At 28.9% G+C, this 22,944-nt stretch carries 22 protein-coding genes; 4 read left to right on the top strand and 18 right to left on the bottom strand.

The genetic code is table 11. From position 1 onward, the window contains the following. Window positions 1-13 precede the first annotated feature (13 nt). The 6 genes from ACQ3F0_RS21855 to ACQ3F0_RS21880 form a co-directional block, all read right to left on the bottom strand. On the bottom strand, window positions 14-943 hold the full coding sequence (locus ACQ3F0_RS21855) for a S66 peptidase family protein (RefSeq protein WP_428867850.1): 930 nt from the start codon (window positions 941-943) through the stop codon (window positions 14-16). A gap of 266 nt (window positions 944-1,209) precedes the next feature. After that, window positions 1,210-3,018: a peptide ABC transporter substrate-binding protein gene (locus ACQ3F0_RS21860; RefSeq protein ID WP_428867851.1), complete on the bottom strand. Its 1,809-nt coding sequence runs from the start codon at window positions 3,016-3,018 to the stop codon at window positions 1,210-1,212. A 105-nt stretch (window positions 3,019-3,123) separates the two neighbouring features. Next, on the bottom strand, window positions 3,124-4,116 hold the full coding sequence (locus tag ACQ3F0_RS21865; protein ID WP_428867852.1) for an ABC transporter ATP-binding protein: 993 nt from the start codon (window positions 4,114-4,116) through the stop codon (window positions 3,124-3,126). A 1-nt stretch (window position 4,117) separates the two neighbouring features. Next, complete coding sequence (locus ACQ3F0_RS21870) at window positions 4,118-5,128, bottom strand: ABC transporter ATP-binding protein (RefSeq protein WP_428867853.1); 1,011 nt, start codon at window positions 5,126-5,128, stop codon at window positions 4,118-4,120. Window positions 5,129-5,145: 17 nt separating this feature from the next. After that, on the bottom strand, window positions 5,146-6,333 hold the full coding sequence (locus ACQ3F0_RS21875; protein WP_428867854.1) for an ABC transporter permease: 1,188 nt from the start codon (window positions 6,331-6,333) through the stop codon (window positions 5,146-5,148). 12 nt (window positions 6,334-6,345) lie between these two features. Then, window positions 6,346-7,266: an ABC transporter permease gene (locus tag ACQ3F0_RS21880; protein WP_428867855.1), complete on the bottom strand. Its 921-nt coding sequence runs from the start codon at window positions 7,264-7,266 to the stop codon at window positions 6,346-6,348. 460 nt (window positions 7,267-7,726) lie between these two features. Between ACQ3F0_RS21880 and ACQ3F0_RS21885 the strand changes: the two genes are divergently transcribed. Continuing rightward, window positions 7,727-8,692 (top strand): D-2-hydroxyacid dehydrogenase, encoded by a 966-nt coding sequence (locus tag ACQ3F0_RS21885; protein ID WP_428867856.1) that lies wholly within the window; start codon window positions 7,727-7,729, stop codon window positions 8,690-8,692. 84 nt (window positions 8,693-8,776) lie between these two features. Here the strand turns inward: ACQ3F0_RS21885 and ACQ3F0_RS21890 are convergent, their stop codons facing one another. Further along, entirely contained in the window at window positions 8,777-9,940 is a 1,164-nt protein-coding gene (locus ACQ3F0_RS21890; RefSeq protein ID WP_428867857.1) for an MGDG synthase family glycosyltransferase, read from the bottom strand. Window positions 9,941-10,284: 344 nt separating this feature from the next. Here ACQ3F0_RS21890 and ACQ3F0_RS21895 point away from each other — a divergent pair, with 344 nt between their 5' ends. Continuing rightward, complete coding sequence (locus tag ACQ3F0_RS21895) at window positions 10,285-11,481, top strand: alanyl-tRNA editing protein (protein ID WP_428867858.1); 1,197 nt, start codon at window positions 10,285-10,287, stop codon at window positions 11,479-11,481. A gap of 470 nt (window positions 11,482-11,951) precedes the next feature. Here the strand turns inward: ACQ3F0_RS21895 and ACQ3F0_RS21900 are convergent, their stop codons facing one another. The 4 genes from ACQ3F0_RS21900 to ACQ3F0_RS21915 form a co-directional block, all read right to left on the bottom strand. Beyond that, window positions 11,952-12,404, bottom strand: a complete 453-nt coding sequence (locus tag ACQ3F0_RS21900; protein WP_428867859.1) for an FHA domain-containing protein — start codon at window positions 12,402-12,404, stop codon at window positions 11,952-11,954. A 244-nt stretch (window positions 12,405-12,648) separates the two neighbouring features. Beyond that, window positions 12,649-13,359, bottom strand: a complete 711-nt coding sequence (locus ACQ3F0_RS21905; RefSeq protein WP_428867860.1) for an ABC transporter ATP-binding protein — start codon at window positions 13,357-13,359, stop codon at window positions 12,649-12,651. A gap of 97 nt (window positions 13,360-13,456) precedes the next feature. Beyond that, window positions 13,457-14,233, bottom strand: a complete 777-nt coding sequence (locus tag ACQ3F0_RS21910) for an ABC transporter permease (RefSeq protein ID WP_428867861.1) — start codon at window positions 14,231-14,233, stop codon at window positions 13,457-13,459. Further along, a complete protein-coding gene (locus ACQ3F0_RS21915) occupies window positions 14,208-15,251 on the bottom strand; it encodes an ABC transporter substrate-binding protein (protein WP_428867862.1) in 1,044 nt (347 codons plus the stop codon). Before ACQ3F0_RS21915 ends, ACQ3F0_RS21910 begins: the two co-directional genes overlap by 26 nt. A 177-nt stretch (window positions 15,252-15,428) precedes the next feature. On the opposite strand from ACQ3F0_RS21915, the gene ACQ3F0_RS21920 reads away from it, so the two are divergent. Further along, window positions 15,429-16,547 carry an anaerobic sulfatase maturase gene (locus tag ACQ3F0_RS21920; protein WP_428867863.1) on the top strand — a complete coding sequence of 373 codons (1,119 nt, stop codon included), beginning with the start codon at window positions 15,429-15,431 and terminating at the stop codon, window positions 16,545-16,547. Between the two features lie 202 nt (window positions 16,548-16,749). Here the strand turns inward: ACQ3F0_RS21920 and ACQ3F0_RS21925 are convergent, their stop codons facing one another. The 7 genes from ACQ3F0_RS21925 to ACQ3F0_RS21955 form a co-directional block, all read right to left on the bottom strand. After that, window positions 16,750-17,475, bottom strand: coding sequence for an amino acid ABC transporter ATP-binding protein (locus tag ACQ3F0_RS21925; RefSeq protein ID WP_428867864.1), 726 nt, complete (start codon window positions 17,473-17,475; stop codon window positions 16,750-16,752). Next, a complete protein-coding gene (locus ACQ3F0_RS21930; RefSeq protein ID WP_428867865.1) occupies window positions 17,468-18,142 on the bottom strand; it encodes an amino acid ABC transporter permease in 675 nt (224 codons plus the stop codon). Before ACQ3F0_RS21930 ends, ACQ3F0_RS21925 begins: the two co-directional genes overlap by 8 nt. A 96-nt stretch (window positions 18,143-18,238) precedes the next feature. Further along, the gene (locus ACQ3F0_RS21935; protein ID WP_428867866.1) at window positions 18,239-19,033 is read right to left on the bottom strand and encodes a basic amino acid ABC transporter substrate-binding protein; all 795 of its coding nucleotides are present in this window, start codon (window positions 19,031-19,033) and stop codon (window positions 18,239-18,241) included. 143 nt (window positions 19,034-19,176) lie between these two features. Further along, window positions 19,177-19,566 carry a (deoxy)nucleoside triphosphate pyrophosphohydrolase gene (locus tag ACQ3F0_RS21940; protein WP_428867867.1) on the bottom strand — a complete coding sequence of 130 codons (390 nt, stop codon included), beginning with the start codon at window positions 19,564-19,566 and terminating at the stop codon, window positions 19,177-19,179. A gap of 120 nt (window positions 19,567-19,686) precedes the next feature. Then, window positions 19,687-20,580 carry a DUF4097 family beta strand repeat-containing protein gene (locus ACQ3F0_RS21945; RefSeq protein WP_428867868.1) on the bottom strand — a complete coding sequence of 298 codons (894 nt, stop codon included), beginning with the start codon at window positions 20,578-20,580 and terminating at the stop codon, window positions 19,687-19,689. Then, window positions 20,581-21,168 (bottom strand): HAAS signaling domain-containing protein, encoded by a 588-nt coding sequence (locus ACQ3F0_RS21950; protein WP_428867869.1) that lies wholly within the window; start codon window positions 21,166-21,168, stop codon window positions 20,581-20,583. Beyond that, window positions 21,161-21,484 carry a PadR family transcriptional regulator gene (locus ACQ3F0_RS21955; RefSeq protein WP_428867870.1) on the bottom strand — a complete coding sequence of 108 codons (324 nt, stop codon included), beginning with the start codon at window positions 21,482-21,484 and terminating at the stop codon, window positions 21,161-21,163. Before ACQ3F0_RS21955 ends, ACQ3F0_RS21950 begins: the two co-directional genes overlap by 8 nt. A gap of 441 nt (window positions 21,485-21,925) precedes the next feature. Between ACQ3F0_RS21955 and ACQ3F0_RS21960 the strand changes: the two genes are divergently transcribed. Further along, window positions 21,926-22,825: a DMT family transporter gene (locus ACQ3F0_RS21960; protein ID WP_428867871.1), complete on the top strand. Its 900-nt coding sequence runs from the start codon at window positions 21,926-21,928 to the stop codon at window positions 22,823-22,825. The last annotated feature ends 119 nt before the right edge of the window (window positions 22,826-22,944 follow it).

Genomic DNA, 22,944 nt, shown 5'->3' on the forward strand with positions numbered 1-22,944 from the left:
CTTGCTTTACACTTTATTTTAACACCGTGTTTTCAAGTATTTTAATTTCGCATTTATTTGCATCTAAAGCAGCTTTAATTCCAAAAGGAATTGTTATCATTGGTTTGCAATGTCCGGATCTAACATTATATATAATTGGTTTTCCACATATACTAACTATTTCTTTAAATATATCCACAAGTTGAAAAGTTTTATGCCCTTCTTTTGCAACACAATTATTGAAATCACCAAACATGATTCCTGATGCTTCATTAAATTTATTTGCTAGTCTTAATTGTGTTAACATTCTATCTATTTGGTAAGGTCTTTCTGCTATTTCTTCAATAAATAATAATTTTCCTTTTGTATCTATCTCATATGGTGTACCCAAACTTGAAGTTATCAATGTTAAATTGCCACCAATTATTTCACCTTCAGCATAACCGGAATTAAGACTTCTAATATATTGATTTTCTGGATTTTCAATATTATATCCGCTATTCTCAGTTATAGTTCTTAAAAGATTTTCTCTTGTAAACGCATCAAAATCATCTACCATATTTGAAGCTGCCATTGGTCCATGAAAAGTTACCAAATTAGATTTTTGAGTTATAGCTATATGCAAACTAGTTATATCACTATAGCCTATGAATACTTTTGGATTATTTTTTATCAAATCATAATCAACCATATCTAGTATCCTAGGAGTTCCATATCCACCTCTTAAACACAAAATGCCATCAATGTTCTTGTTGGAAAAAGCGTTATTCAAATCCTTAGCTCTTATTTCATCCTTTCCAGATAGATAAGCATATTCCTCAAAACAACTCTCTCCTAAAATTACATTAAACCCTAGTTTTCTCACTGCTTTTTCAGCTTTAAGAACATTTTCTCGTTCTGTAGGACTTGCAGGTGCAATAATACAGATTGTATCACCTGCTTTTAAGGACTTTGGTTTTCTCAATATAATCATCTCATTTCAATTATTTTATAAATACTTTATAAACTAATCACATTATAATACAGATAGTTTATAATCACTATACCATTATTTATCTTATTAACCCTATTATAGTAGATTGATTTAAATTAAACAACAAATCAATACAACAAAAAATTCTTCATAAAAACTAAGTTGCATATAGCATACTTAATTTTTATAAAGAATTTCGGTATTAAACCGAAAAAGGAATCCTAAGATTCCTCTTTCACTTATATTTATTAATTTAATTACTCAGCCATTTCAACTTGACCGAAATAGAATTGACCCATTGTAGTCTTCATCCATCCCTGAACTTTTTCCGCTACCATTACTAAATCAGTGTAGTAGTAGATAGGCATTACTGGTAAGTCATTCATTAATGTTTCTTGAGCATCATAGAAATGTTGGAATCTTTCTTTACCTGTAGATGATCTAGTAGCATCTATTGCTTTATCATATTCAGGATTACTCCATTTTCCATAGTTTTGAGAAGAACCATCTAATAAAATATCCAACATAGTCAATGGATCTGCATAGTCACCTAACCATCCACCTCTAGCTATTTGGAAATCTCCATGTACTCTATTATCTTGGAATACAGCCCACTCAGCATTTGTTAATTCAACATCAATTCCTAAGTTAGTTTTCCACATTTCTTGAATAGCTTCAGCAACAGCTTTATGCGCTTCATTAGTATTGTAAGAAATAACTAATTTAGGGAATCCTTTTCCTTCTGGGAATCCAGCTTCAGCTAATAATTTTTTAGCGTCTTCATATTTTGAATCATCTTTAGGCATACCATAATCACCAGCTGTTTCATTGAAATCTTTACCATCAGCATCTAATAAACCTTTTGGCACAAAACCAGTTGCAGGCAATTGGCCACCTTTAGTAACAGTTTCAACTATAGCTTCTCTGTTTATAGAATAAGCTAATGCTTTTCTTACTCTTACATCTTTTAACTCATCAATTTTTTCCATATTGAAAGAATAGTAGTAAGTACCGATTTGTGGTAATACTCCAAAAGTTGGATCTTCAGCTTGTAATTTTGCAATTTCTGCAGTTGGAACATCATCAAGTACATCTAATTCATTATTTTGATAAGCTGTTAAAGCAGTTGTTGCTTCAACTATCATAGAAGCTTCGATTCTATCAAGTTTTATAGAATCTGCATTCCAGTAGTTTTCATTTTTAACAAGTACAATTTTATCACCTGATTTGTATTCTGCTAATTTGAAAGGACCATTTGAAATAGCTTTTGCAGGATCTTTAGCCCAAACACCATCAGGGTCTACCATATCTTCTCTTGCAGGCATGAAAGTATAGAATCCAGTTAAACCTAAGAAGTATTCAGCAGGGTAAGCTAATGTAACTTCAAGAGTTTTTTCGTCTAAAGCTTTAACTCCAACGTTATCTATCACTTCTTTTTTAGCTGCTGTAAACGCTGTAGTTTCTTCTTCAGTCATTTCTTTTATTCTATTAGTAATTTCATTCTTTAATTCTTCTTTTTTAGCTTCATCTTCTTCAGCTTTTTCTTTATCTAATAAAGCAGCAAAATCTGTGTCTTGACCTTTTAACCAAGCTCTTTCACTAAAAGCAGAATACTCACCAGCACCTTTTATAGCAGCAGCTTCGTATATAAATGCATATTCAGATGCAGTAGCAGGATCCATACCTCTTTTCCAACCGTATTCAAAGTCTTGAGCAGTAACTGCCTTTCCATCAGACCATTTAGCATCTCTTAATGTAAAAGTATAAACTAAACTATCATCTGATACAGTATAGCTTTCAGCCATACCTGGAACTACTTCACCTTTAACATCTCTCATTAATCCTTCAAATGTATTAGTTAAAATATCTCCACCATCTGTAGCTGAGTTTAATTGTGGATCTAAAGTCTTAGGATCTGAACCCAAGTTCCATTTCAAAACTGATTCTTTTGCTGAGTCTTTATCAGCATCGCCAGCTTTGTTTCCATTTTTAGCATTTGAACCACAACCTGCTAAAATTGAAGCAGTAACTAATAAAGCTGTTAAAATTGATAGAATTTTCTTCATTTTATATCCCCCTTTTATATTTAATTGTGAAAAATAATAAGTTTTGTATTTTTCACAAATAATAACACTACTATTTTTAACAAAATTTAAAATTTTATTCTAAATTTATTTTGTTAAGTGACATGCCACCATATGTCCATTGCCAATGTCTTTTAATTCTGGTTCAACTTCTGAACAAATATCCATGCAATACTGACATCTTGTTCTAAATCTACAGCCAGAAGGAGGATTCAAAGGACTTGGAACATCACCTTCTAGTATTACTCTATCCTTACTTCCTGCAACATCAGTATCAGGAATAGGAATAGCAGATAACAATGCTTGTGTATAAGGATGTGTTGGCTTATCATACAAATCATCACTAGTTGCAACTTCAACCATTTTTCCTAAATACATAACTCCTATTCTATCAGATATATGCTTTACCATTGATAAATCATGTGCAATAAAAAGATAAGTCAGACCTAACTCTTTTTGTAAATCCTCAAGCATGTTAACAACTTGTGCCTGAATAGATACATCAAGTGCAGATATCGGTTCATCACAGATAATAAAATCTGGTTGAACTGCTAGCGCTCTTGCAATACCAATTCTTTGTCTTTGTCCACCACTAAATTCGTGGGGGTATCTACTTGCATGTTCTTTACTTAACCCAACTTTTCCTAAAAGATCATATATATATTTCTGCTTCTCTTTCCCTTGAGCAATATTATGTGTATCTATTGCTTCGCCAATAATATCAGCAACTGTCATTCGAGTATTTAATGATGCATAGGGATCCTGGAAAATCATCTGCATTTTTTTTCTGTATGGCAACATTTGTTTCTCAGGTAAAGAACTAATATCTTTGCCATCAAACACTATACTTCCAGCCGTTGGTTCATATAATTTAATTATAGTTCTACCAGTAGTTGACTTCCCACAACCAGATTCTCCAACTAATCCAAAAGTTTCTCCTTTTTTTATACTAAACGAAACATCATCCACTGCCTTTATATACTTCTTCTTATTTCCAAAGAATCCTTCTTTTTTTACGAAATATTTTTTTAAACCTTTAATTTCTATTAAAACATCATTATTATTTTCATTATTGCTCATTTTATTGCCCTCCTTTTACAACAGTGTCCATATCAGGTGCATCTTCATGAAGTAACCAACACATAGACCTGTGTCCTTCCTCAACTTGGAAATAAGGAGGTTTTTCTTCTAAGCAAATATTCATTGCATAAGGACATCTTTCACAAAACGGACATCCTGTAGGAGGTTTTAATAAATCTGGAGGCGAACCTTCAATTGGAATCAATCTTTCTTTTTCTCCCTTTGTTATCTTAGGAATTGATTTCATCAATCCTATAGTATATGGATTTCTAGGATTCTTAAAGATTTGAGAAGCACTACCCTCTTCCATAACTAAACCACCGTACATTACAACAACTTTTGAACAAGTCTCAGCAACCACTCCCAAATCATGTGTAATTAAAATAATAGATGTTCCTAATTTTTTTCTCAAGCTATTCATTAAATCTAAAATTTGTGCTTGAATTGTAACATCAAGAGCTGTTGTAGGCTCATCAGCTATTAATAAATCTGGTTGACATGATAAAGCTATAGCTATCATAGCACGTTGTCTCATTCCACCACTGAACTCATGAGGATAGTTATCTATTCTGGATTCTGGCGAAGGAATTCCAACAAGTCTTAACATTTCAATAGCCTCTTCTTTAGCCTCTTTCTTGCTTAATTTACGGTGCTTCATAACAACTTCCATTATTTGGTTGCCTATTTTATAAACTGGATTTAAAGAAGTCATAGGATCTTGGAATATCATAGCTATTTCGTTACCTCTTATTGCTGTTAATTCCCCATTATTCTTATCTAAAATATTCTCACCCTTAAAGATAATCTCGCCATCTTTTACTTTTCCTGGGTGATCAATTAATCTCATTATTGATTTAGCTGTTACACTTTTACCACTACCAGATTCACCAACTACACCAACTGTTTCACCTTTAGTAACATCAAAACTAACGCCTCTAACCGCTTGAACTTCACCTAAATGAGTATAGAAAGAGGTTTTAACGTCTTTTAATTCTAATATTTTTTCAGTCATTTCAACTCACTCCTCCTCTATTTACGCAGACGCGGATCTAAAGCATCTCTTAATCCATCACCTAAAAAGTTAAATGCAAACATAGTAATACATATAGCTAAAGACGGATACAATAGTTGATATCCATAAGTTCTCAATGTTGTTAATGCATCACTTGCCAAAGTACCCCAAGATGCTTCAGGTGCTGGTATCCCTAAACCAACAAAACTTAAAAATGCTTCAGTAAATATTGCACTTGGAATAAGCATAGTCATAGATACCACTATAGGCCCCATTGCATTAGGAATCAGATGTTTGAAAATAATCTTGCTCTTGGATACACCCAATGTTCTAGCAGCAAGAATAAACTCCTGTTCTTTTAATGAAAGCACTTGACCTCTTACTAATCTAGCCATGCTTACCCAGTAAACCGTTCCCAAAGCTACAATCATAGTTTTTAATCCTGCTCCCATGACTACCATAAGTAAAATAACATAAAGCATCAATGGAACAGTATTAATTAAATCAACAATACGCATCATAATATTATCTGTTGTTCCACCTTCAAATCCTGATATTGCACCATAAGATACTCCGATTAAAGCATTAACCAAAGTGGCTACAAATGCAATCAATAAAGAAATACGTCCTCCATAAAAAACTCTTACCATAACATCTCTTCCCAGAGAATCAGTTCCCCATTTATAAACTTTATTTTTAACAGTTTTATATGGCTCGATTTCTTTATCTCCTACCATAAGAGCAAACTTTTTACCATCAGTACCTTTATTTTTAGCAGCATAAGAGTAGTCAACTACTGCCTTTTCTCCATAGAAATCAAAAGCATTGTACTTTTGCATCATATTTTTTTCTGATTCTTTAATTCTATTAAGAAGCTTACCATCTTCAGTAACTTCAATTAATCTATATTCCTTATGTACATAAACATATTTATCTCCAATTTTATGTATCGTAAAACTCGGTGGAATATTAGCAAAATCTAGTCTTTGGTCAGAATAAGAATATTTTGAAAACATAGGTCCCAAAACAGAACATAGTAATACTACAATTATTGTTATTAACCCAATCATAGACAAAACATTCTTTTTTAGTCTTCTCCATGCATCTTGCCAATATGTAAGACTAGGTCTTGAAATAGTTTCCTTATTGAATTTACTTTTATCTAATCGAGCAAATTTATTATCATTAAATTTCACATCAGCCAATTTGGTTTCCCCCTAATCTTCTAGTTTAATACGTGGATCTATTAATCCGTATGCAATGTCAACAAGGAAAATCATAAATATAGAAAAAGCTGCATAGAAAATTGTCACACCTAAAATAACTGTGTAATCTCTATTACCTACACTTTCAACAAATAGCTTTCCCATACCAGGTATTGCAAATATCCTTTCAACAACAAATGATCCTGTTAATACTGCTGCAATCATAGGACCAATATATGTTACAACAGGAATTAGCGCGTTTTTAAGTGCATGTTTTGCTATAACCTTAAATTGGCTTAATCCTTTAGCTTTCGCTGTCATAATATAATCTTGTCTTAAAACTTCAAGCATACTTGATCTTGTAAGTCTAGCAACAAAGGCCAACGAAAATCCACCTAATGCTATTACCGGTCCAATAAAATGCTTCCACGATGTTAAACCATTTGAAGGTAACCATCCAAGCTTTGAACTAAATATATAAATAATCATGGTAGCCATAACGAAACTAGGCACAGTAATTCCAATAGTAGCTAATATACTAACCAAATAATCTTGCCACTTATTCTGCTTAAGTGCAGATATTAATCCCAAAGGAATTCCTATAACGATTATGGCTAAACAAGACATTCCCCCAACTTTTGCTGATACAGGAAATCCTTCTTTAATCATATCAGTAACTTCTACTCCTACTTTTTGAAACGATGGTCCTAAATCCAGTGTAACTACCCCTTTTAAATAGTCTACATACTGTTTCCCCAAAGGATCATCCAAATGATATTTCTTATTAAGAGCTTCTTCTACAGCCGGAGGTAAAGCTTTTTCTCTAGTAAACGGACCTCCAGGGATAGAATGCATTAAAAAGAACGTTAATGTGATTACAAAAAATAGTGTAATAAACATTGCAATAAATCTTTTAACAATATACTTTAGCATATTTAACTCCTTCCCGTCTTTTGAATGAATGCAATTTTAAACTTTCATTGTCAATTAATCCTGCATTGACAAAAAATTCATAATTCCTTAACTTTAAAATTTTACTTCACCCCTATGATTATAAATTATTTCAGCATTTCAGTCAATATTTAATTAGTTTTTACCAAATTATTAATGTTTTCATTTATAAATCAGCAAATTTTTCACATATTTATTCTATAAATCTCAAAGCAGAAAATCATATTATTATTCATATTTTTGAATATTTATTCGTATATATATTTCATTTTTCAGATAAATGATTGAAATTTTGCTAGCCTCATAGTTTAAAGTTGCAATATTTTTAATAATTATTACACAAAATAATAAATATATTCTTTAGACAACTATATTTATTATCGAAAACTTCTATACTATAATTAACATATATCTATTAATTTATGAAAGGAGAAAGATAATTATGCGTAAAGTTTTAATTTATACAAAAGTTAATGGAGCTGAACTTTCTAATAAAGACTATTCTATTACAAATAAATTAAATTTAGCCCCTTTTGAAACTATTGAAGCAAAATCAGAAAAAGAATATTACGAAAATGTTCCTGAATCTGAAATAATAATTTCATCACTCATAGATGAAAACGTTATTAATAATGCAAAAAAACTCAAGTGGATTCAAGCTTTAACTGCGGGAGTAAATCATATGCCTACAAAAATAATTTCCGAAAAAAATATTATTTTAACATCGCTTAAAGGAGCTCATAAAATTCAAATGACTGAGTATGCTATAGCTATGATGGTTATTGTCGCACGTCAACTTAAATCAATTATCATAAATTCTGAAAATAAACAATGGATTAAAGTTATGCCTCAAACTGAAATTTTTGGTTCAACATTAGGAATAATGGGTGTTGGTGAAATTGGCAGTGAATTAGCTAAGAAAGCCCACATGATGGGAATGAATGTACTTGGTGTGAAACGAGTTTTAAAAGATATGCCTTATATAGATAAAATGTATACTTTTGCTAGTATAGATGATTTCTATGAACAATGTGATTATATTGTAAATTTACTTCCTGCCACAGAACAAACTCATAAAATTGTAGATATCAAATCATTTAAGCGAATGAAGGACACAGCATGCTTTATTAATATAGGTAGAGGTTCAACTGTAAATGAAGATGATTTAGCCTTCGCTCTTAAAACTAAAGAAATAGCCTTTCTTGTTTCAGATGTTTTTTATCATGAACCTTTATCTAAAAAAAGTCCCTTATGGGATATGGATAATGTAATTATCACACCTCATATATGTGGACCTTCTAATAAATACATGGAAAAAGCAACACCAATAATTTTAAAGAATTTAAAATCTTATCTTAATTGTCCAAATGAAATGATAAATATTTATGACAATAAAATAGGATATTGATATAGTCTTTTTACTTAGCGAAAAGTTTTTTTGACTCAACTTTTCGCTATATATTTTATCTTTATCAAACAATGAAATAAAATATTATGATATTATTCTAAATAATTTTCTTTTATCGTTTCTTTCAATATCTAAAAATTCATTATTATATTTGTATATTAGCTTATCTGATAAATTAATAATATTTTCTAAAGCAAAGCATCTAGATAACTTATACATATTAGCTTTTAATCTATTATAGTCTTCCTCGTTTTCAACGAGATAATTTATAATTTTATTTATCTCTTCATTATTATTAACCTTAATTGCCGCCCCTGATTGGACTAAGAATTCAGTATTCTCTTCTTCTTGACCTGGAATTGCAAAAGGTATAACCATAGGAATATTTTTCGCAATTGATTCTGATACAGTTAATCCTCCTGGCTTCGAAATAATCAAATTATTTTTTTCCATATACTTAGGAACATCTTTAGTAAAACCAATAATATTAATTTTCTTTCCATCTATTTTTGGACTATAATCTTCTAATAAACTATTCTTTAGCTTTTCATTTTTACCACAAATTACGGTTATATTTAAATTGTTATGATTGCTTTTTATAATATCTTTCAATACCGGTGCTATGTCTTTTAAACCCATGCTACCGCCCATTATCAAAATTGAAAATTCTTCGTTTTTATTTTCTTCATATATATTAGTAAAAAAATCTTCACGAATTGGTATTCCATATGAAAAAATTTTTTCTTTTGAAATATTTCTTTTTATTAAGCTGTTTTTTGTGTATAAGCTACCTGTTACATATGCATCAACATTTTTATCTACATACGCATAATGAGCTTTATAATCAGTAACTATTGATATAAATGGAATATTAATAAATCCTTTTTCTTTTAATCTGCTGACTATTGAAACTGCAAGAGGATGCGTTGCAATTATTATCTCAGGTCTTATATCCATTATTTTTTTCAAAACTTTTCTTTTCACAGGAACAAAAACTTTTTTTAGTAATTTATCATTTATAAATTCTTTATCACTTATTCTATAAATATCTCCATATACCTTTGGAATATTCTTTGCTAATATTTCATAACCATCTGCTACGATAAAGTTTAATAATGAGGATGAATTTTTAAGAAAATCAAAAATGTATGTTTCATATTCTTTATCATTATATAAATTTTCCAAAGTCTTTGCAGCTTGATTATGTCCTGCTCCTGTAGAAGCTGTTAATATTAATGCTTTTTTCATTACTAAGACCTCCAAATAAGGTTTAATTATAAATTCATTATTTTATTAGTACATTTTAATTATAAACTATACGTAGATTATTTTTTCTACTTTTTATGTAAAGTTTTGTTAATAAATCGTAAAACCTTAGTTCCTATTATAGTTTAATATTTTTAAAACAAAATTAATAATTTATTAAAATTTGTTAATAATTTATAAGAACCTTTATATTTGTATACATATAAAAAACTTTTTCTATTAAGAATCAAATAATTTTATTACATTAAATTATACATAAAATATCGTCCCCATACTTTACAAATATGTTAAAATAATAATATTGAAATTTGTTAGGAGTGATTTGTTTGACAATTAAGCTGTTTGAAGGTAATCCATATTTAAAAGAATGTACCTCTAATGTTATAAATATAATAAATGATAATGAACAAATTCTTGTCGTATTAGATAAGACAATTTTCTTTCCAGAAGGTGGAGGTCAATTATCTGATAAAGGATGGATAAATGATGCTAAAGTTGAATATGTTTTTGAAAAGGATGGAATTATATATCACCAAATTGATAAATCTATTACAGGTGAAAAAGCCAACTGTGAACTTGATTGGAATATAAGACTTGATCGTATGCAACAACACTGTGGGGAACATATTTTATCAGGAGTTTTTCTAAAACTATATAATGCCCATAACCATGGTTTTCATATGGGTGAAGACTATGTAACTATCGACATAGATTTAAAATCAATAGATAAAAAAATGATTAGCAAAGTTGAACAGGAATCCAATAAAGCAATTAATAAAAATAATAGTATTAATATAAGTGTTGTAACCAAAGATGATGCTATTAAACTGCCTCTTAGGAAAGAATTAAAAGTTGATTCAGACATTAGAATAGTTGATATAAATGAAATTGATTGTGTTGCTTGTTGCGGAACTCACCCTCATAGTACAAGTGAAGTAGGCTTAATCAAAATAATTAAAACAGAAAATTATAAAGGAATGACTAGAGTATATTTCAAGTGCGGTATAAGAGCTTTAAAAGATTATCAAAACAAACATAACATAGTAAATAAATTAAGCAAATTATACTCTACAGATGAAAACTCTATTATAGAGAAAACAAAATCTGATATAGAAAAATCTAAAGAACTAATAAAGGAGTTAAAATCAGTTAAAAATAAACTTCTAAAATATGAAGCTATTGAAATTATCCAAAATGATAGTTTTAATATCAAAAAAACAATTGATAACGAAGATTTTACATTAATAAAAGTACTATTAAAAGATAAAAGTTTTGATGACCTTCAATTATTAGCAAACACTATTATGGAAAATCAAAAATCAGTACTTTTTTTAGCTTCAAAAAAAGATAACAGAGTATTATTAACTCATGATGGAAGTTTCAAACTACACTGTGGTAAAATATACAAAAACAATATAAATACCTATAACGGTCGTGGTGGCGGTGGAAATAAAATGGCACAAGGAGTTTTCAGTAATTCTGAAGACTTACTATCGTTTTTTAACAATACACTTATTATATAAATTGCGAACAAGTTCGAAATTTATAGTGACAAGTTACAAGTGATAAGTGACAAGTTTATGATACCTTTCGCATGCGAAAGCTTTTAATTAAATAAAAGATAAAAAGATTCCTTTTGCGTTAGCAAAAGCACATTATTCCATCATCGAAAATGATAAAAGTTTAGTTAAAGATTTTCTGCAAGAGAATTATCCTAAGAGTCGGCTTAAGGATTAGTTCTACTTTTCTTTCAAAAACATGCAATCTTCAAGTAAGAGTTTTTATTACGAAACTTTATTTATACATGTACAAAATCTCAAGTATTTATGAGTTTTGTACTTGTATAAATAATTAGTTGAATTGAAAACTCTATATGTTTTTTGAAAGAAATTAGTAGAAGTTATTCTTCAACGATCTCTTTCCTTAACTTTTAACTCTTAACTAATCATTTTTTTCGTTTTTTATTTCAAATGTGTCCTTCATTCTAATTTATTTATACAAAATCACTTAAATATATAATCATTTCCGTATTTCCTAACACTAAAACATCTCCATCTCTTACAATAGTAAATTCCTTTATTCTATTGCCATTTAAGAAAGTTCCATAGTTAGAATTTAAGTCTTTTATATAAACATTATTGCATTCAAGTATTATTTTACTGTGTACGGAAGATATATATTTATCATTTATACTTAATTGTGTGAATGCAGCTTCTCTACCAATAATAATATCTTTATATAAAATTTTATTAAATTCTTTTACCGTATTGTTATTTGATTTTATAGTAAACTTTATCCTTCTTGTTTTTTTTCTTAATTCTTTTTTATTTTTTTCAATTCTCAACTCATGAAATTGCTCTACCATCAATATTTCTAAGCCGGTAAATAAAACACCTATTAATAATAAACTAATAAATAAATCTATATTAACACCGTCTAAACTCATTTGATCTCTCCTTTAAATTTAGTGTTAAGTTGAAAATTTACATTTAAATCTTATTTAATTATTACTAAAAAAAAATCTATTTTATGTTTTTAAATCCCAAAATAAATATAAACAAAAAAATAAAAAGCATAAAAAAAACCTCACTTATATTAAGTAAGGTAAATATCTAATATTACGGTTAAACCACAAAAAGTAATTTAGTTCAACTTACCTTTTGTGATTTAACCATATTACAATATTAAAATTATTTTTTAGTTAATTTCTCATATATTACTTTTTCTAATTCCAAAAATTCTTCATTATAAAAATACCTATCTTCCATTGAAATAGTATTTTCAATTTCTTCTTCAACTTTTGTTGGCTTTTGAGATAATATGAAAATTTTATGGCTCAAAAACACCGCTGCTTGTACATCATGAGTGACAAAAATAACTGTTCTCTTATGGTTTTCCCACATATTAATAAATTTTTTCATTAAATTATATCTAAGTTCCAAATCTAAAGACTTAAAAGGCTCATCCATTAGAAGTATATCTGCTGGATAGGCGAAAGCTCTTGCCAAAGCTGTTCTTTGCTTCATACCACCACTTAAATTCCGAGGATAATAATCTTTAAATTCTTCTAATTCTACTTCTTTTAGAAATTCACATATAGTATTTTCATCTCTATCTTTTGATAATTTATTATTTAAAACAAATTCTACATTCTCATATACTGTTTTCCAAGGGATTAATCTTGGGTCTTGAAACAAATAACTAATTTTTTGATCACCGACTCCAATTATTTCTCCACTATCTTTTTCTATTAAGGATGCAATTATATTTAATATTGTTGTTTTCCCACATCCAGAAGGACCTAAAATCGAAATAATTCTATTATTAGGTATACTCATATTTAAATCGCTCACTACATATAGATTATCGAACTTTTTATGTATATTTTTTAAATTCAACAACTTTTTCACATCCATTTTTTTATTGAAAGGCTCTGTATTTTTTTAAACTCTGTTCTAAGATATTATGACGCAATATTTATAAATTGATGTCAATACCCTAAAACTTATTTTGTGGTTTAACCATCTTGCTAATAAGAAAATCAAAAAAAGTTGCAATAACTATTAAAATGATTGCCCAAGCAAAAACACCACTCATTTCTAAATTTATTTTCTCAATAAATAAATTTGTGCCCATTGCATATGAAGGTTGTCCCATAACCTCTGCTGAAATCATAACCTTAAAATTCAATCCAAGCGCAGCATTAATTCCTGCAAATAAATAGTTTCGGATTGAAGGAATATAAATATTTCTTATAATATGATTATTACTAACTTCGTATATCTGAGCCATTTCTATCAACTTCACATCAACATTTTTAAAACCTTCCATTACGTTGCTATATAAAATTGGGAATACTACTATAAATCCAATAAAAATAGGTGACTTTTCTCCCCCAAGCCAAATTAAAGCTAATAGTATTATTGCCATTGTTGGAGTACTTCTTATAATAGAAACTATAGGATTAATAATCAAATAAATCCTTTTATAAACCGAAGAAAGTATTCCAAAGGATAATGCCAATATTAAGGATAGAAAAAAGCTTAACAGCGTTCTAAATATCGTACTGAATACAATAATTGCAAAATCTTTTTCCTTAATAATTTCAATCATTCTTAATAACGTCTTTTCAGGAGAAGGAATAATTATATCCTTCCCCACTATAACTGATGTTATTTTCCATAGTATTATTGTGCCTAAGAAAACTAATAATGAAAAAATCTTATCTTTAAATTTTTTATAAAAAAAATTATTTTTCGAGATAGAATCCTTCATCTGGCAACTTTCCCCCTATAGAATCTTTAGAAAAGTCCATTAATATATTCAAATATTTTTCTATATCAACTTTAACATCTTCGGCATCCTTATATTTAATGTTTGATCCAGGTAAAGATTTTTCAACTACTTTACCATCAATACTTGTCACTAATTCATTATAGTAAATACCTGCAGTACTAGAATCTTTTTCTAGCCATTGAACACTATTTTCAAATTCTTGTATGAAATTTTCCACAAATTCTTTGTTTTCTTCCACAAGTTTAGTCTTTACAATAAGTGAAGCCTGTGGATATCCAAGTTTAGATCCATTCTGCTTATTCCACTCCTCTTGTAAATCCATAATTAATTCTGTTTCTGTTTTTTTGCTTTTAACTATTGTTAGCATTGGTTCAGGCATTATAGTTAAATTACTTTTTCCTGCAATATAGTTTGAAGCTAACTCAGAACCACCACTTAAATAAGTTAATTTAACGTCATTATCAGGATCAATACCATTAGCTTCTAGTAGATGTCTAAACAGGATATCCGGTGTTAAGCCTTTACCAATAGTATAAATTTCTTTACCCTTCAATTCGTTTAAATCATTAATTTTCTCATTACCAATAAGATAAAGATTTCCCCATACAACTGGAGCAGCAAGGGTATACTCAATACCTTTATTATATAATTTTGCTGCTAGATTCGTAGGCACAACAGCAAAATCAGCTTCTTTTGATACCAATTTAGCTTGTAGTTCATCTGTTGTAAGTGTCATAGTATATTTAATGTTTGCATTATCAATCTTAGGATTTTCCTTAAACATCTTAACCATGCTTATTGTAGGACTCCCTGCTGGCGAAACCACTTGAACCTCCAATGGATCCTTTACCGAATCTTCAGTATCATTTTCTGATGCCTTATTAGAATTTCCTTCATTTATAACATTTGAATTATTCTTTCCTGAGTTTTGTCCACAAGCAACAAAAACTGCCAATGATAAAACCAAACTCAATAAAATTAAAATTTTACTTTTCATAATTCCCCTCCATTCTATTTACTATTATAGATTCATTTCTAAAAATTACAAGCTTTTCATAAATAAGAAGTGGTTTTTACTCCTAATCAATTTTTATATCTTTGTACTTCTTGCCATTTTGGTTAATAGTGTTATAATTAAATAAATGTAAAAAATAAACTAGAAAAGAGGGCTATTGTGAAAAGACCTATTAGTTTTTTAATAAAACCTGCTTCAAGTCTATGTAATCTGCAATGTAAATATTGTTTCTACCATTCTTTATCTGATAACAGAGAAAAAAAATCCTATGGTATAATGTCATATGATACTCTTGAAAACTTAGTAAAAAAAGCTCTTTCATACGATACAAATAGTGTTACTTTCGCTTTTCAAGGGGGAGAACCGACCCTTGCTGGTTTAGAGTTTTTTAAAGAATTTATAAAATTAGAAAAAAAATATAATTCTAATAATATAAAAATAAGCCATGCTATTCAAACTAATGGAATTATAATTGATGAAAATTGGGCAAGATTTCTACACGATAATAATTTTTTAGTTGGAGTATCCTTAGATGGTTATAAAGAAATTCATGATTTAAATAGAGTGTATGATAACAATAAAGGATCTTTTAAGAGAGTTATGGAATCAATTGCTTTATTCAATAAATTTAAAGTAGAATATAATATTTTAGTTGTTGTTAATGCTATTACAGCACGTCATGCAAATAAAATATATAAGTTCTTTAAAAAGAATAACTTTAAATACCTTCAATTTATCCCTTGTCTAGACCCTTTAGGAGAAGAACAAGGACAACATAATTTTTCTTTAACTCCAAAAGCTTTTGGTAAATTTTTAATTGATTTATTCGATAATTGGTATAAAGATGTCATGAACAAAGACTTTATAAGTATCCGTTACTTTGATAATCTTCTTGGTATGATCATGGGGTACCCACCAGAATCCTGTGATATGAATGGAACTTGTTCTTGTCAGATGGTAGTAGAAGCAGATGGTAGTGTTTACCCATGTGATTTTTATGTTATTGACCAATGGAAATCAGGAGCTATAAATGAAAATAACATTGATGAAATCTTATCTGCTGATACCGGTAAGAGGTTTATAGAAGTTTCTAGATATGTACATCCTAAATGTAGACAATGTCAATGGCTAAGGATTTGTAGAGGAGGATGTCGAAGAAATAGAGAACCTTTTGTAGATGAAAAACCAGGCTTAAGCTATTTTTGTGAATCATACGATGCTTTTTTTCAACATTCAATGCAGAAACTTGTTAATGTAGCTAAAAACTTAAACAATTGACAGTTTACAGTGTTCAGTTGACAGTAAAGGTAATTTTCTTTCAGAAAATCTTTTTATAAAATCTTAAGTTTACGAAAGATTTCCTTTACTGTAAACTGTAAACTATAGACAAACTACTTTAACTAGAATCTAAACAAGTCCAAAACTCATTGAAGCCTGAGCTTTTGTACATGTTTAGATTAAGTTTACGTAAGGTTTGTCTTTAATAAAGTACTTTACTCAAAAATTCTTGTGTTCTATCATTCTGTGGATTATTAAAAATCTGTTCTGGAGTTCCTTCTTCCTGAATTATTCCTTCATCCATGAATATTACTCTATCTGCTACTTCTCTAGCAAATCCCATTTCATGTGTTACTACAACCATCGTCATTCCTTCTGCCGCTAGCTCTTTCATAACTTTCAGAACTTCACCAACCATCTCAGGATCAAGTGCAGACGTAGGTTCATCAAATAGCATAACATCTGGTTCCATAGCTAATGCTCTTACTATAGCTATTCTTTGCTTCTGTCCGCCAGATAATTGCTTAGGAAAACTACTTGCTTTATCTGAAAGATTTATTCTCTCAAGAAGTTCCATAGCTTTTTTCTTAGCATTTTCCTTAGAAACATTTTTTGTTTTCATTGGAGACAACATTATATTATCTAAAACACTCATATGTGGGAAAAGGTTAAATTGTTGAAACACCATTCCCATTTTTTGTCTTAATCTATTTATATCTTGTTCTTTATCAGTAATAGATATTCCTTCGAAGACTATTTCTCCTTCAGTTGGTTCTTCTAATAAATTCAAACATCTTAAAAAAGTGCTTTTTCCTGATCCTGAAGGTCCAATAACAACAACAACCTCACCTTTAGATATATGTGAATCTATTCCTTTGAGAACATGAAGGTTACCAAATTTTTTATGTAATCCAGAAACTTTAATCATTTGCCTTCAATCTCCTTTCCATAAAACTTACTAATTTAGAAATAATGAATGTAAATACAAGATATATTATAGCTGCACCTGTCAAAAACCCAACATAATCATAAAATTTAGCACCTAAAATCTTTGCAGAGTTCATTAATTCTCTTCCTCCAATAGCAGAAACCAATGAAGTATCTTTTAATAATACTATTGCCTCATTGCCAAGTGGTGGTATTACATTTCTAAATGCTTGAGGTAATATAATGTACCTCATAGCTTGATTGTGAGTAAGTCCTAAAGAACGAGCTGCTTCCATTTGTCCTTTATCTATAGATTGAATTCCTGAACGAATAATTTCAGCAACATAAGCTGCACTATTTATTCCAATACCAACCGTTCCAGCTGTAATTGGATCTAAAGACATAGGCGAACCTGTGAATAATTTTGCTATTTGAGGAATCCCAACAAAAATAAATAATATTTGTAATAGCATTGGAGTTCCTCGAATTATTGTCAAATAAACTCCTGCTATACTTTTAGCAATCTTATTTTTAGATATTCTAGCCATTCCTAATATCATACCTAGTAAAAGGCCAATTACTAAAGCTCCCAATGTCATTTGAATTGTAATAGCAGATCCTTTAATTAAAAAGTTTCTATATTCCCAAACATTCAAAAATACTTCCAAAATATTTCCCCCTATACCTGAAAAATGGGCAATTAGAATAATTGCCCTTTAAAACCATTTAATTATACTTTATATACAATAATCTTTCAATGGTAATTATTGTACTTTCCATTTTTCTTTTAATGTATCTATTGTTCCATCTTCTTTTAATTCTTTAATTGCCTTATTTATCTCTTCAATTAATTTATCATTTCCTTTTTTTGTAGCTATTGCAGTATCTTCAATAGTTAATGGTTCTCCCACTATAATAAAACTATCATCATTATTTAAATATTCATTTGCAACTGAAATATCTGCAACAGTAGCTTTTACACTATTATTTTTAACCATAACAAATGCAACATTAAAATCATCAAGTTCAAGAATTTCAGCACCTTCAATTTCTTTTGCTGCTTCAGCACATGTAGAACCTATTCCAACTGCAACTTGCTCTCCGTTTAAATCTTCTGCTGATTTTATTCCTGAATCTTTAGTTGTAACAATTACTTGACCGCCTGAAAGATATGGATCGGACATATTAACACTTTCTAAACGCTCAGGTGTAATTGAAAATCCTGAACACCCAACATCAACTTGACCAGATTTTACTGATTCAACAATAGTTTCGAAACTCATTTCTTTAAGCTCTATTTCTACTCCAATTTTTTCACCTATCTTATTTAAAAGATCAATATCAAATCCAACAGTTTCACCTGTTTTTTCATCTATAGTTTCAAATGGTGGATAGTCTGGACTGTTTCCAACAGTTAAAACACCTTTTTCAACAATTGTATCAAAAGCAGTTTTTTCTACACCATCACCTGACGAATCTTTTTTACTTGAACATCCTGCTATACTTACTAACATCACAGAAGTCATCAATACCATTAAACCTTTTTTTAATTTATTCATTATAATTTCCCCCTAAATCATCTTTAATTCATTAATTATTATACATCCAATTGCATATTCATGCAAGAGGAAATCCAATGTTTTTTCAACAAGTTTAAAGGGAATTATTGTAATTGTATAATTCAACTACTTATAACTAATAGTTAAATTATACAATCTTTTATTAATTTTTTTATAAACAATTTATCTGCTTCTAAAAAATCATATTTTAATATTTCATCTCTATTAACAAAAACAATATCATCATGAACATTCAATTTTATTTCACCAGATATATGTTTTATGTAATATGCTAATAAGTGAATATCTCCTTTTGAATAAGAAAATTTATTTTCATCAAAAAAATCCCCAACTTCTATATCTATACAAAGCTCTTCTTTTATCTCTCTAGTCAAGCATTCTTCAGGAGTTTCTCCTTCTTCAAATTTTCCACCTGGAAATTCCCATTTACCTCCAAATCTATCTTCTTTTTCTCTTTTTGCTATCATAACTTTATTATCTTTTATTAGTATTGCAGCTGTAGCTTTCTTCATGTATACCTCCCTAAAAGCGCTTTTGATAACTCAGAATTACTCATTTTATTTTTATTATAATCTTTATTAAACTTCAAAACAATAAAATAAGAACCGAAATATATTCGATTCCTATTTTGATTATTTTTCTAATAATCTTAAGTTGCCCGAAACTGTTTCTACATTGATTTTATTATTTCCACTTCCGACTATGCCTTCGATTAAAGTTTTTTTGGAAGAATCTAATTTTATTGGATAATCATTTTTTATATCTCCTGATACGGTTTCATAAATTAGTTCAAAATTAGGTTGAGATGGCAATTTGATTTCAACATCTCCTGACACAGTATCAAAATCAATATCATTTAAAAATTCTTCGAATCCAATACTCAAATCGCCTGATACTGTTTCCCCTTCAATATCTCCAACGAACTGAGAAATATTAATCTTAGAAGATGTTCCTTCTATTCTTGTTTTATTTGTTATCAAATTATCCATATCTAAATCTCCAGAAACTGCACTAAACTTAAATTCATTAAGTTCTATTTTTTCAGCTTCTAACTCTCCAGAAACTGTATCTACGCTAATATCTTCTCTGTATTTTTCTGGTAAATAAATATCTAGAACAGCATCATTTTTAATAGAAACAAGACCTAAAACAACTTTTGGATATTTAATTTCAAATTTTATTGTATTTCCAGTTTTGTCTCCTTGTAGATAAGGAGCTTTTTTTAATGTTCCAACATATTTTCCATGATAATGTGCTCTTACAGAATCCTCTTTAGTTATTATAATATTAATATCACTACTAACTGTTTTAATTGTTATTTTACTAACATCATTAATAGCAAAGTTTTCTTCATCATTTATATTTTCTGAGTACTTTTTATTTATATTACTGTCCAGATCTTCTATGTCCCAATTTCCAGAAAATTTATCTCTCTGATTATATAATGAAATTCCTGCAATTAAAAAAGCACAAAACACAACAATAGAAATCCACATTACAATTTTTTTCATGTTAAATTTATTCATTTATTTATCTCCTTTAATTATTTTTAAATTAGCCTTCAAATACTTTAACATAACTTTGAAAAAGCCTAAAGTTATATAATAGTCTCCTATTCCAATTAAAACACCCAAACCTGCAAATCCAATACCTAAAGAAAAGATAGATAAAAAACTTAATTGTGATACATTTCCTAAACTTATCATACTTCCTACTGATATATCCCAAAATGCAGAAATAAATATTATAAGACCAGAAATTGTAAACCCTATAGAAACTGCATACAACCCTATCAGAACACCAATCAACCCCAAAAATGGTCCTAAAACAAAAATTATATTAAATAGCCCAAGTGCTACTGATGCAAAAACAGCTCTTAATACATTAGTTGTACTTTTATCATCTTCAGCCTTATCAATATAATAAGTAGCCTTTAATTGTTTAGCAATTACGTTAGGACTACCAAGTGATTTCACAATATCTTCTTCATTTCTTCCTTTTTCTAATCCTACTACAAAATGCTCCTCATAGTCAGATAAAATTTCATTTCTTTCATTTTCAGGAATTTCGATTAAATACTTCTTCAACATAAATAAAAAATTATCTTTATTCACCTAAATCATCCCCTTTCAAAAATCTATCTACCTTTTTTGTAAACTGAAACCATTCATCTTCAAGTTCATCTTTAGTTTTTATTCCTTCTGGAGTTAATTTATAATATTTTCTTGGAGGTCCTTCTGTCGACTCCATCAAGTACGTAGTCACATACCCATCTTTTTTCAACCTCCTCAATAAAGGATATATTGTTCCTTCTGAAATTGAAATATTTTGTGAAATTTCGTTTATTAATTCATATCCATAGCAATCTCTTCTATCTAGCAAGGACAGAACACATAATTCTAATACACCTTTTTTAAATTGAATATTCATAAGTTCACCTCATAATTATTTCTTTAACTATATTATATAGTATGCTATTGAACATTGCAAGGTACCATTTATTTTTTAATACTGTTATTTTTTTAATAGCAAACTTTTATAAATTACGAACAAGTTCGAAATTTATAGTGACAAGTTACAAGTGATAAGCGACAAGTTGTGGATACCTTTCGCAAGCGAAAGCTTTTAATTAAATAAAAGATAAAAAAATTCCTTTTGCGTAGCAAAAGCTCATTGCTCCATCATCGAAGATGATAAAAGCTTAGTTAAAGATTTTCTGCAAAAAAATCATCCTTAATTTGTCACTTGTAACTTATCACTTGTCACTGTCCTAGTTCGTACTTTATTTCAATTATGTAACGTGGTATAGCTTTTATAAAAAATATGTGCTAGAATAATTTATCTATAAATATACATGAAAGAGGTATAAATATGAAACAAGAATTTAAGGCAGACCTTATCTTACTTTCTATAACAGTATTTTGGGGTGCAAGTTTTCCTATTATGAGTGTAGCTTTAAAATATATTCCACCTTTTAGTTTTTTATCATTAAGATACTTGATATCCGCATTGATTTTACTACCATTTGGAATAAAGTCTATTAAAAATATTAGTAAAGATACAATTAAAGCAGCTTTTTTTATTGGTTTATCTTTGTTTTTAGGTAGTGGATTACAACTATTAGGCCTTCTCTACACTTCACCAAGTAAATCTGGCTTTTTAACCGGCTTAAATGTAATAATCGTTCCTTTGATAATAATAGTAATTTATAAAAAAGTTCCTGAATTCAAAACAATATTTGGTGTTATCTTATCTATAATGGGGTTAGCTTTTATGTCTTACGATGGGAGTTTTACTTTAAATATTGGCGATATTCTTACCATACTTTGTGCAATTGCATTTGCAGCACAAATTTTATTAGTAGATAAATATAGTAATAACTGTGATATATTTCTGCTTACTTCATTAGAAATGCTAATTGTCGGATTGCTTGGTCTTATTCCTGCTATTTATTATGAAAATATGAATATAGTAATAAACAAGATTTCGGTTTCATCTATTTTATATTTAGCTTTATTCTGTACAGTATATGCTTATTTTCTTCAAAATAAAGTTCAAAAATATACTGACCCTACCCATGCAGCTATTATTTTTTTAGCAGAACCAGTATTTGGAGCTATTTTTTCTATTTTTATTGGAGATAAACTTGGTGGTAACACTTTTATAGGATGTATTTTTATACTTATTGGAATGGTATCCATAAACATGTCATGGAATATAAAGAAGTTATTTAATAAAAGAAATGTAATAAAAAAAGCCCACTTGAACTGACTCTTGTCAAGTAGACAGGTAATTTAATTAAAAATTTATGCACATTTTGGTGCTTGATTTCGATATTCTATTGGAGTCAAGCACCCTAATTTTTTTTGAAATCTTTCTTCATTGTAGAA

Origin of the sequence: Clostridium sediminicola (assembly GCF_050402865.1) — a bacterium.
GTDB lineage: Bacteria > Bacillota > Clostridia > Clostridiales > Clostridiaceae > Clostridium_AF > Clostridium_AF sediminicola.

Excerpts from the sequence above, each read along its gene's own strand:
- ACQ3F0_RS21865 (WP_428867852.1), bottom strand. The coding sequence starts at position 4,116 with ATGAGCAATAATGAAAATAATAATGATGTTTTAATAGAAATTAAAGGT.
- ACQ3F0_RS21880 (WP_428867855.1), bottom strand. The coding sequence starts at position 7,266 with ATGCTAAAGTATATTGTTAAAAGATTTATTGCAATGTTTATTACACTA.
- ACQ3F0_RS21910 (WP_428867861.1), bottom strand. The coding sequence starts at position 14,233 with ATGAAGGATTCTATCTCGAAAAATAATTTTTTTTATAAAAAATTTAAA.
- ACQ3F0_RS21890 (WP_428867857.1), bottom strand. The coding sequence starts at position 9,940 with ATGAAAAAAGCATTAATATTAACAGCTTCTACAGGAGCAGGACATAAT.
- ACQ3F0_RS21945 (WP_428867868.1), bottom strand. The coding sequence starts at position 20,580 with ATGAATAAATTTAACATGAAAAAAATTGTAATGTGGATTTCTATTGTT.
- ACQ3F0_RS21885 (WP_428867856.1), top strand. The coding sequence starts at position 7,727 with ATGCGTAAAGTTTTAATTTATACAAAAGTTAATGGAGCTGAACTTTCT.
- ACQ3F0_RS21960 (WP_428867871.1), top strand. The coding sequence starts at position 21,926 with ATGAAACAAGAATTTAAGGCAGACCTTATCTTACTTTCTATAACAGTA.
- ACQ3F0_RS21955 (WP_428867870.1), bottom strand. The coding sequence starts at position 21,484 with ATGAATATTCAATTTAAAAAAGGTGTATTAGAATTATGTGTTCTGTCC.
- ACQ3F0_RS21860 (WP_428867851.1), bottom strand. The coding sequence starts at position 3,018 with ATGAAGAAAATTCTATCAATTTTAACAGCTTTATTAGTTACTGCTTCA.
- ACQ3F0_RS21870 (WP_428867853.1), bottom strand. The coding sequence starts at position 5,128 with ATGACTGAAAAAATATTAGAATTAAAAGACGTTAAAACCTCTTTCTAT.
- ACQ3F0_RS21915 (WP_428867862.1), bottom strand. The coding sequence starts at position 15,251 with ATGAAAAGTAAAATTTTAATTTTATTGAGTTTGGTTTTATCATTGGCA.
- ACQ3F0_RS21935 (WP_428867866.1), bottom strand. The coding sequence starts at position 19,033 with ATGAATAAATTAAAAAAAGGTTTAATGGTATTGATGACTTCTGTGATG.
- ACQ3F0_RS21925 (WP_428867864.1), bottom strand. The coding sequence starts at position 17,475 with ATGATTAAAGTTTCTGGATTACATAAAAAATTTGGTAACCTTCATGTT.
- ACQ3F0_RS21900 (WP_428867859.1), bottom strand. The coding sequence starts at position 12,404 with ATGAGTTTAGACGGTGTTAATATAGATTTATTTATTAGTTTATTATTA.
- ACQ3F0_RS21940 (WP_428867867.1), bottom strand. The coding sequence starts at position 19,566 with ATGAAGAAAGCTACAGCTGCAATACTAATAAAAGATAATAAAGTTATG.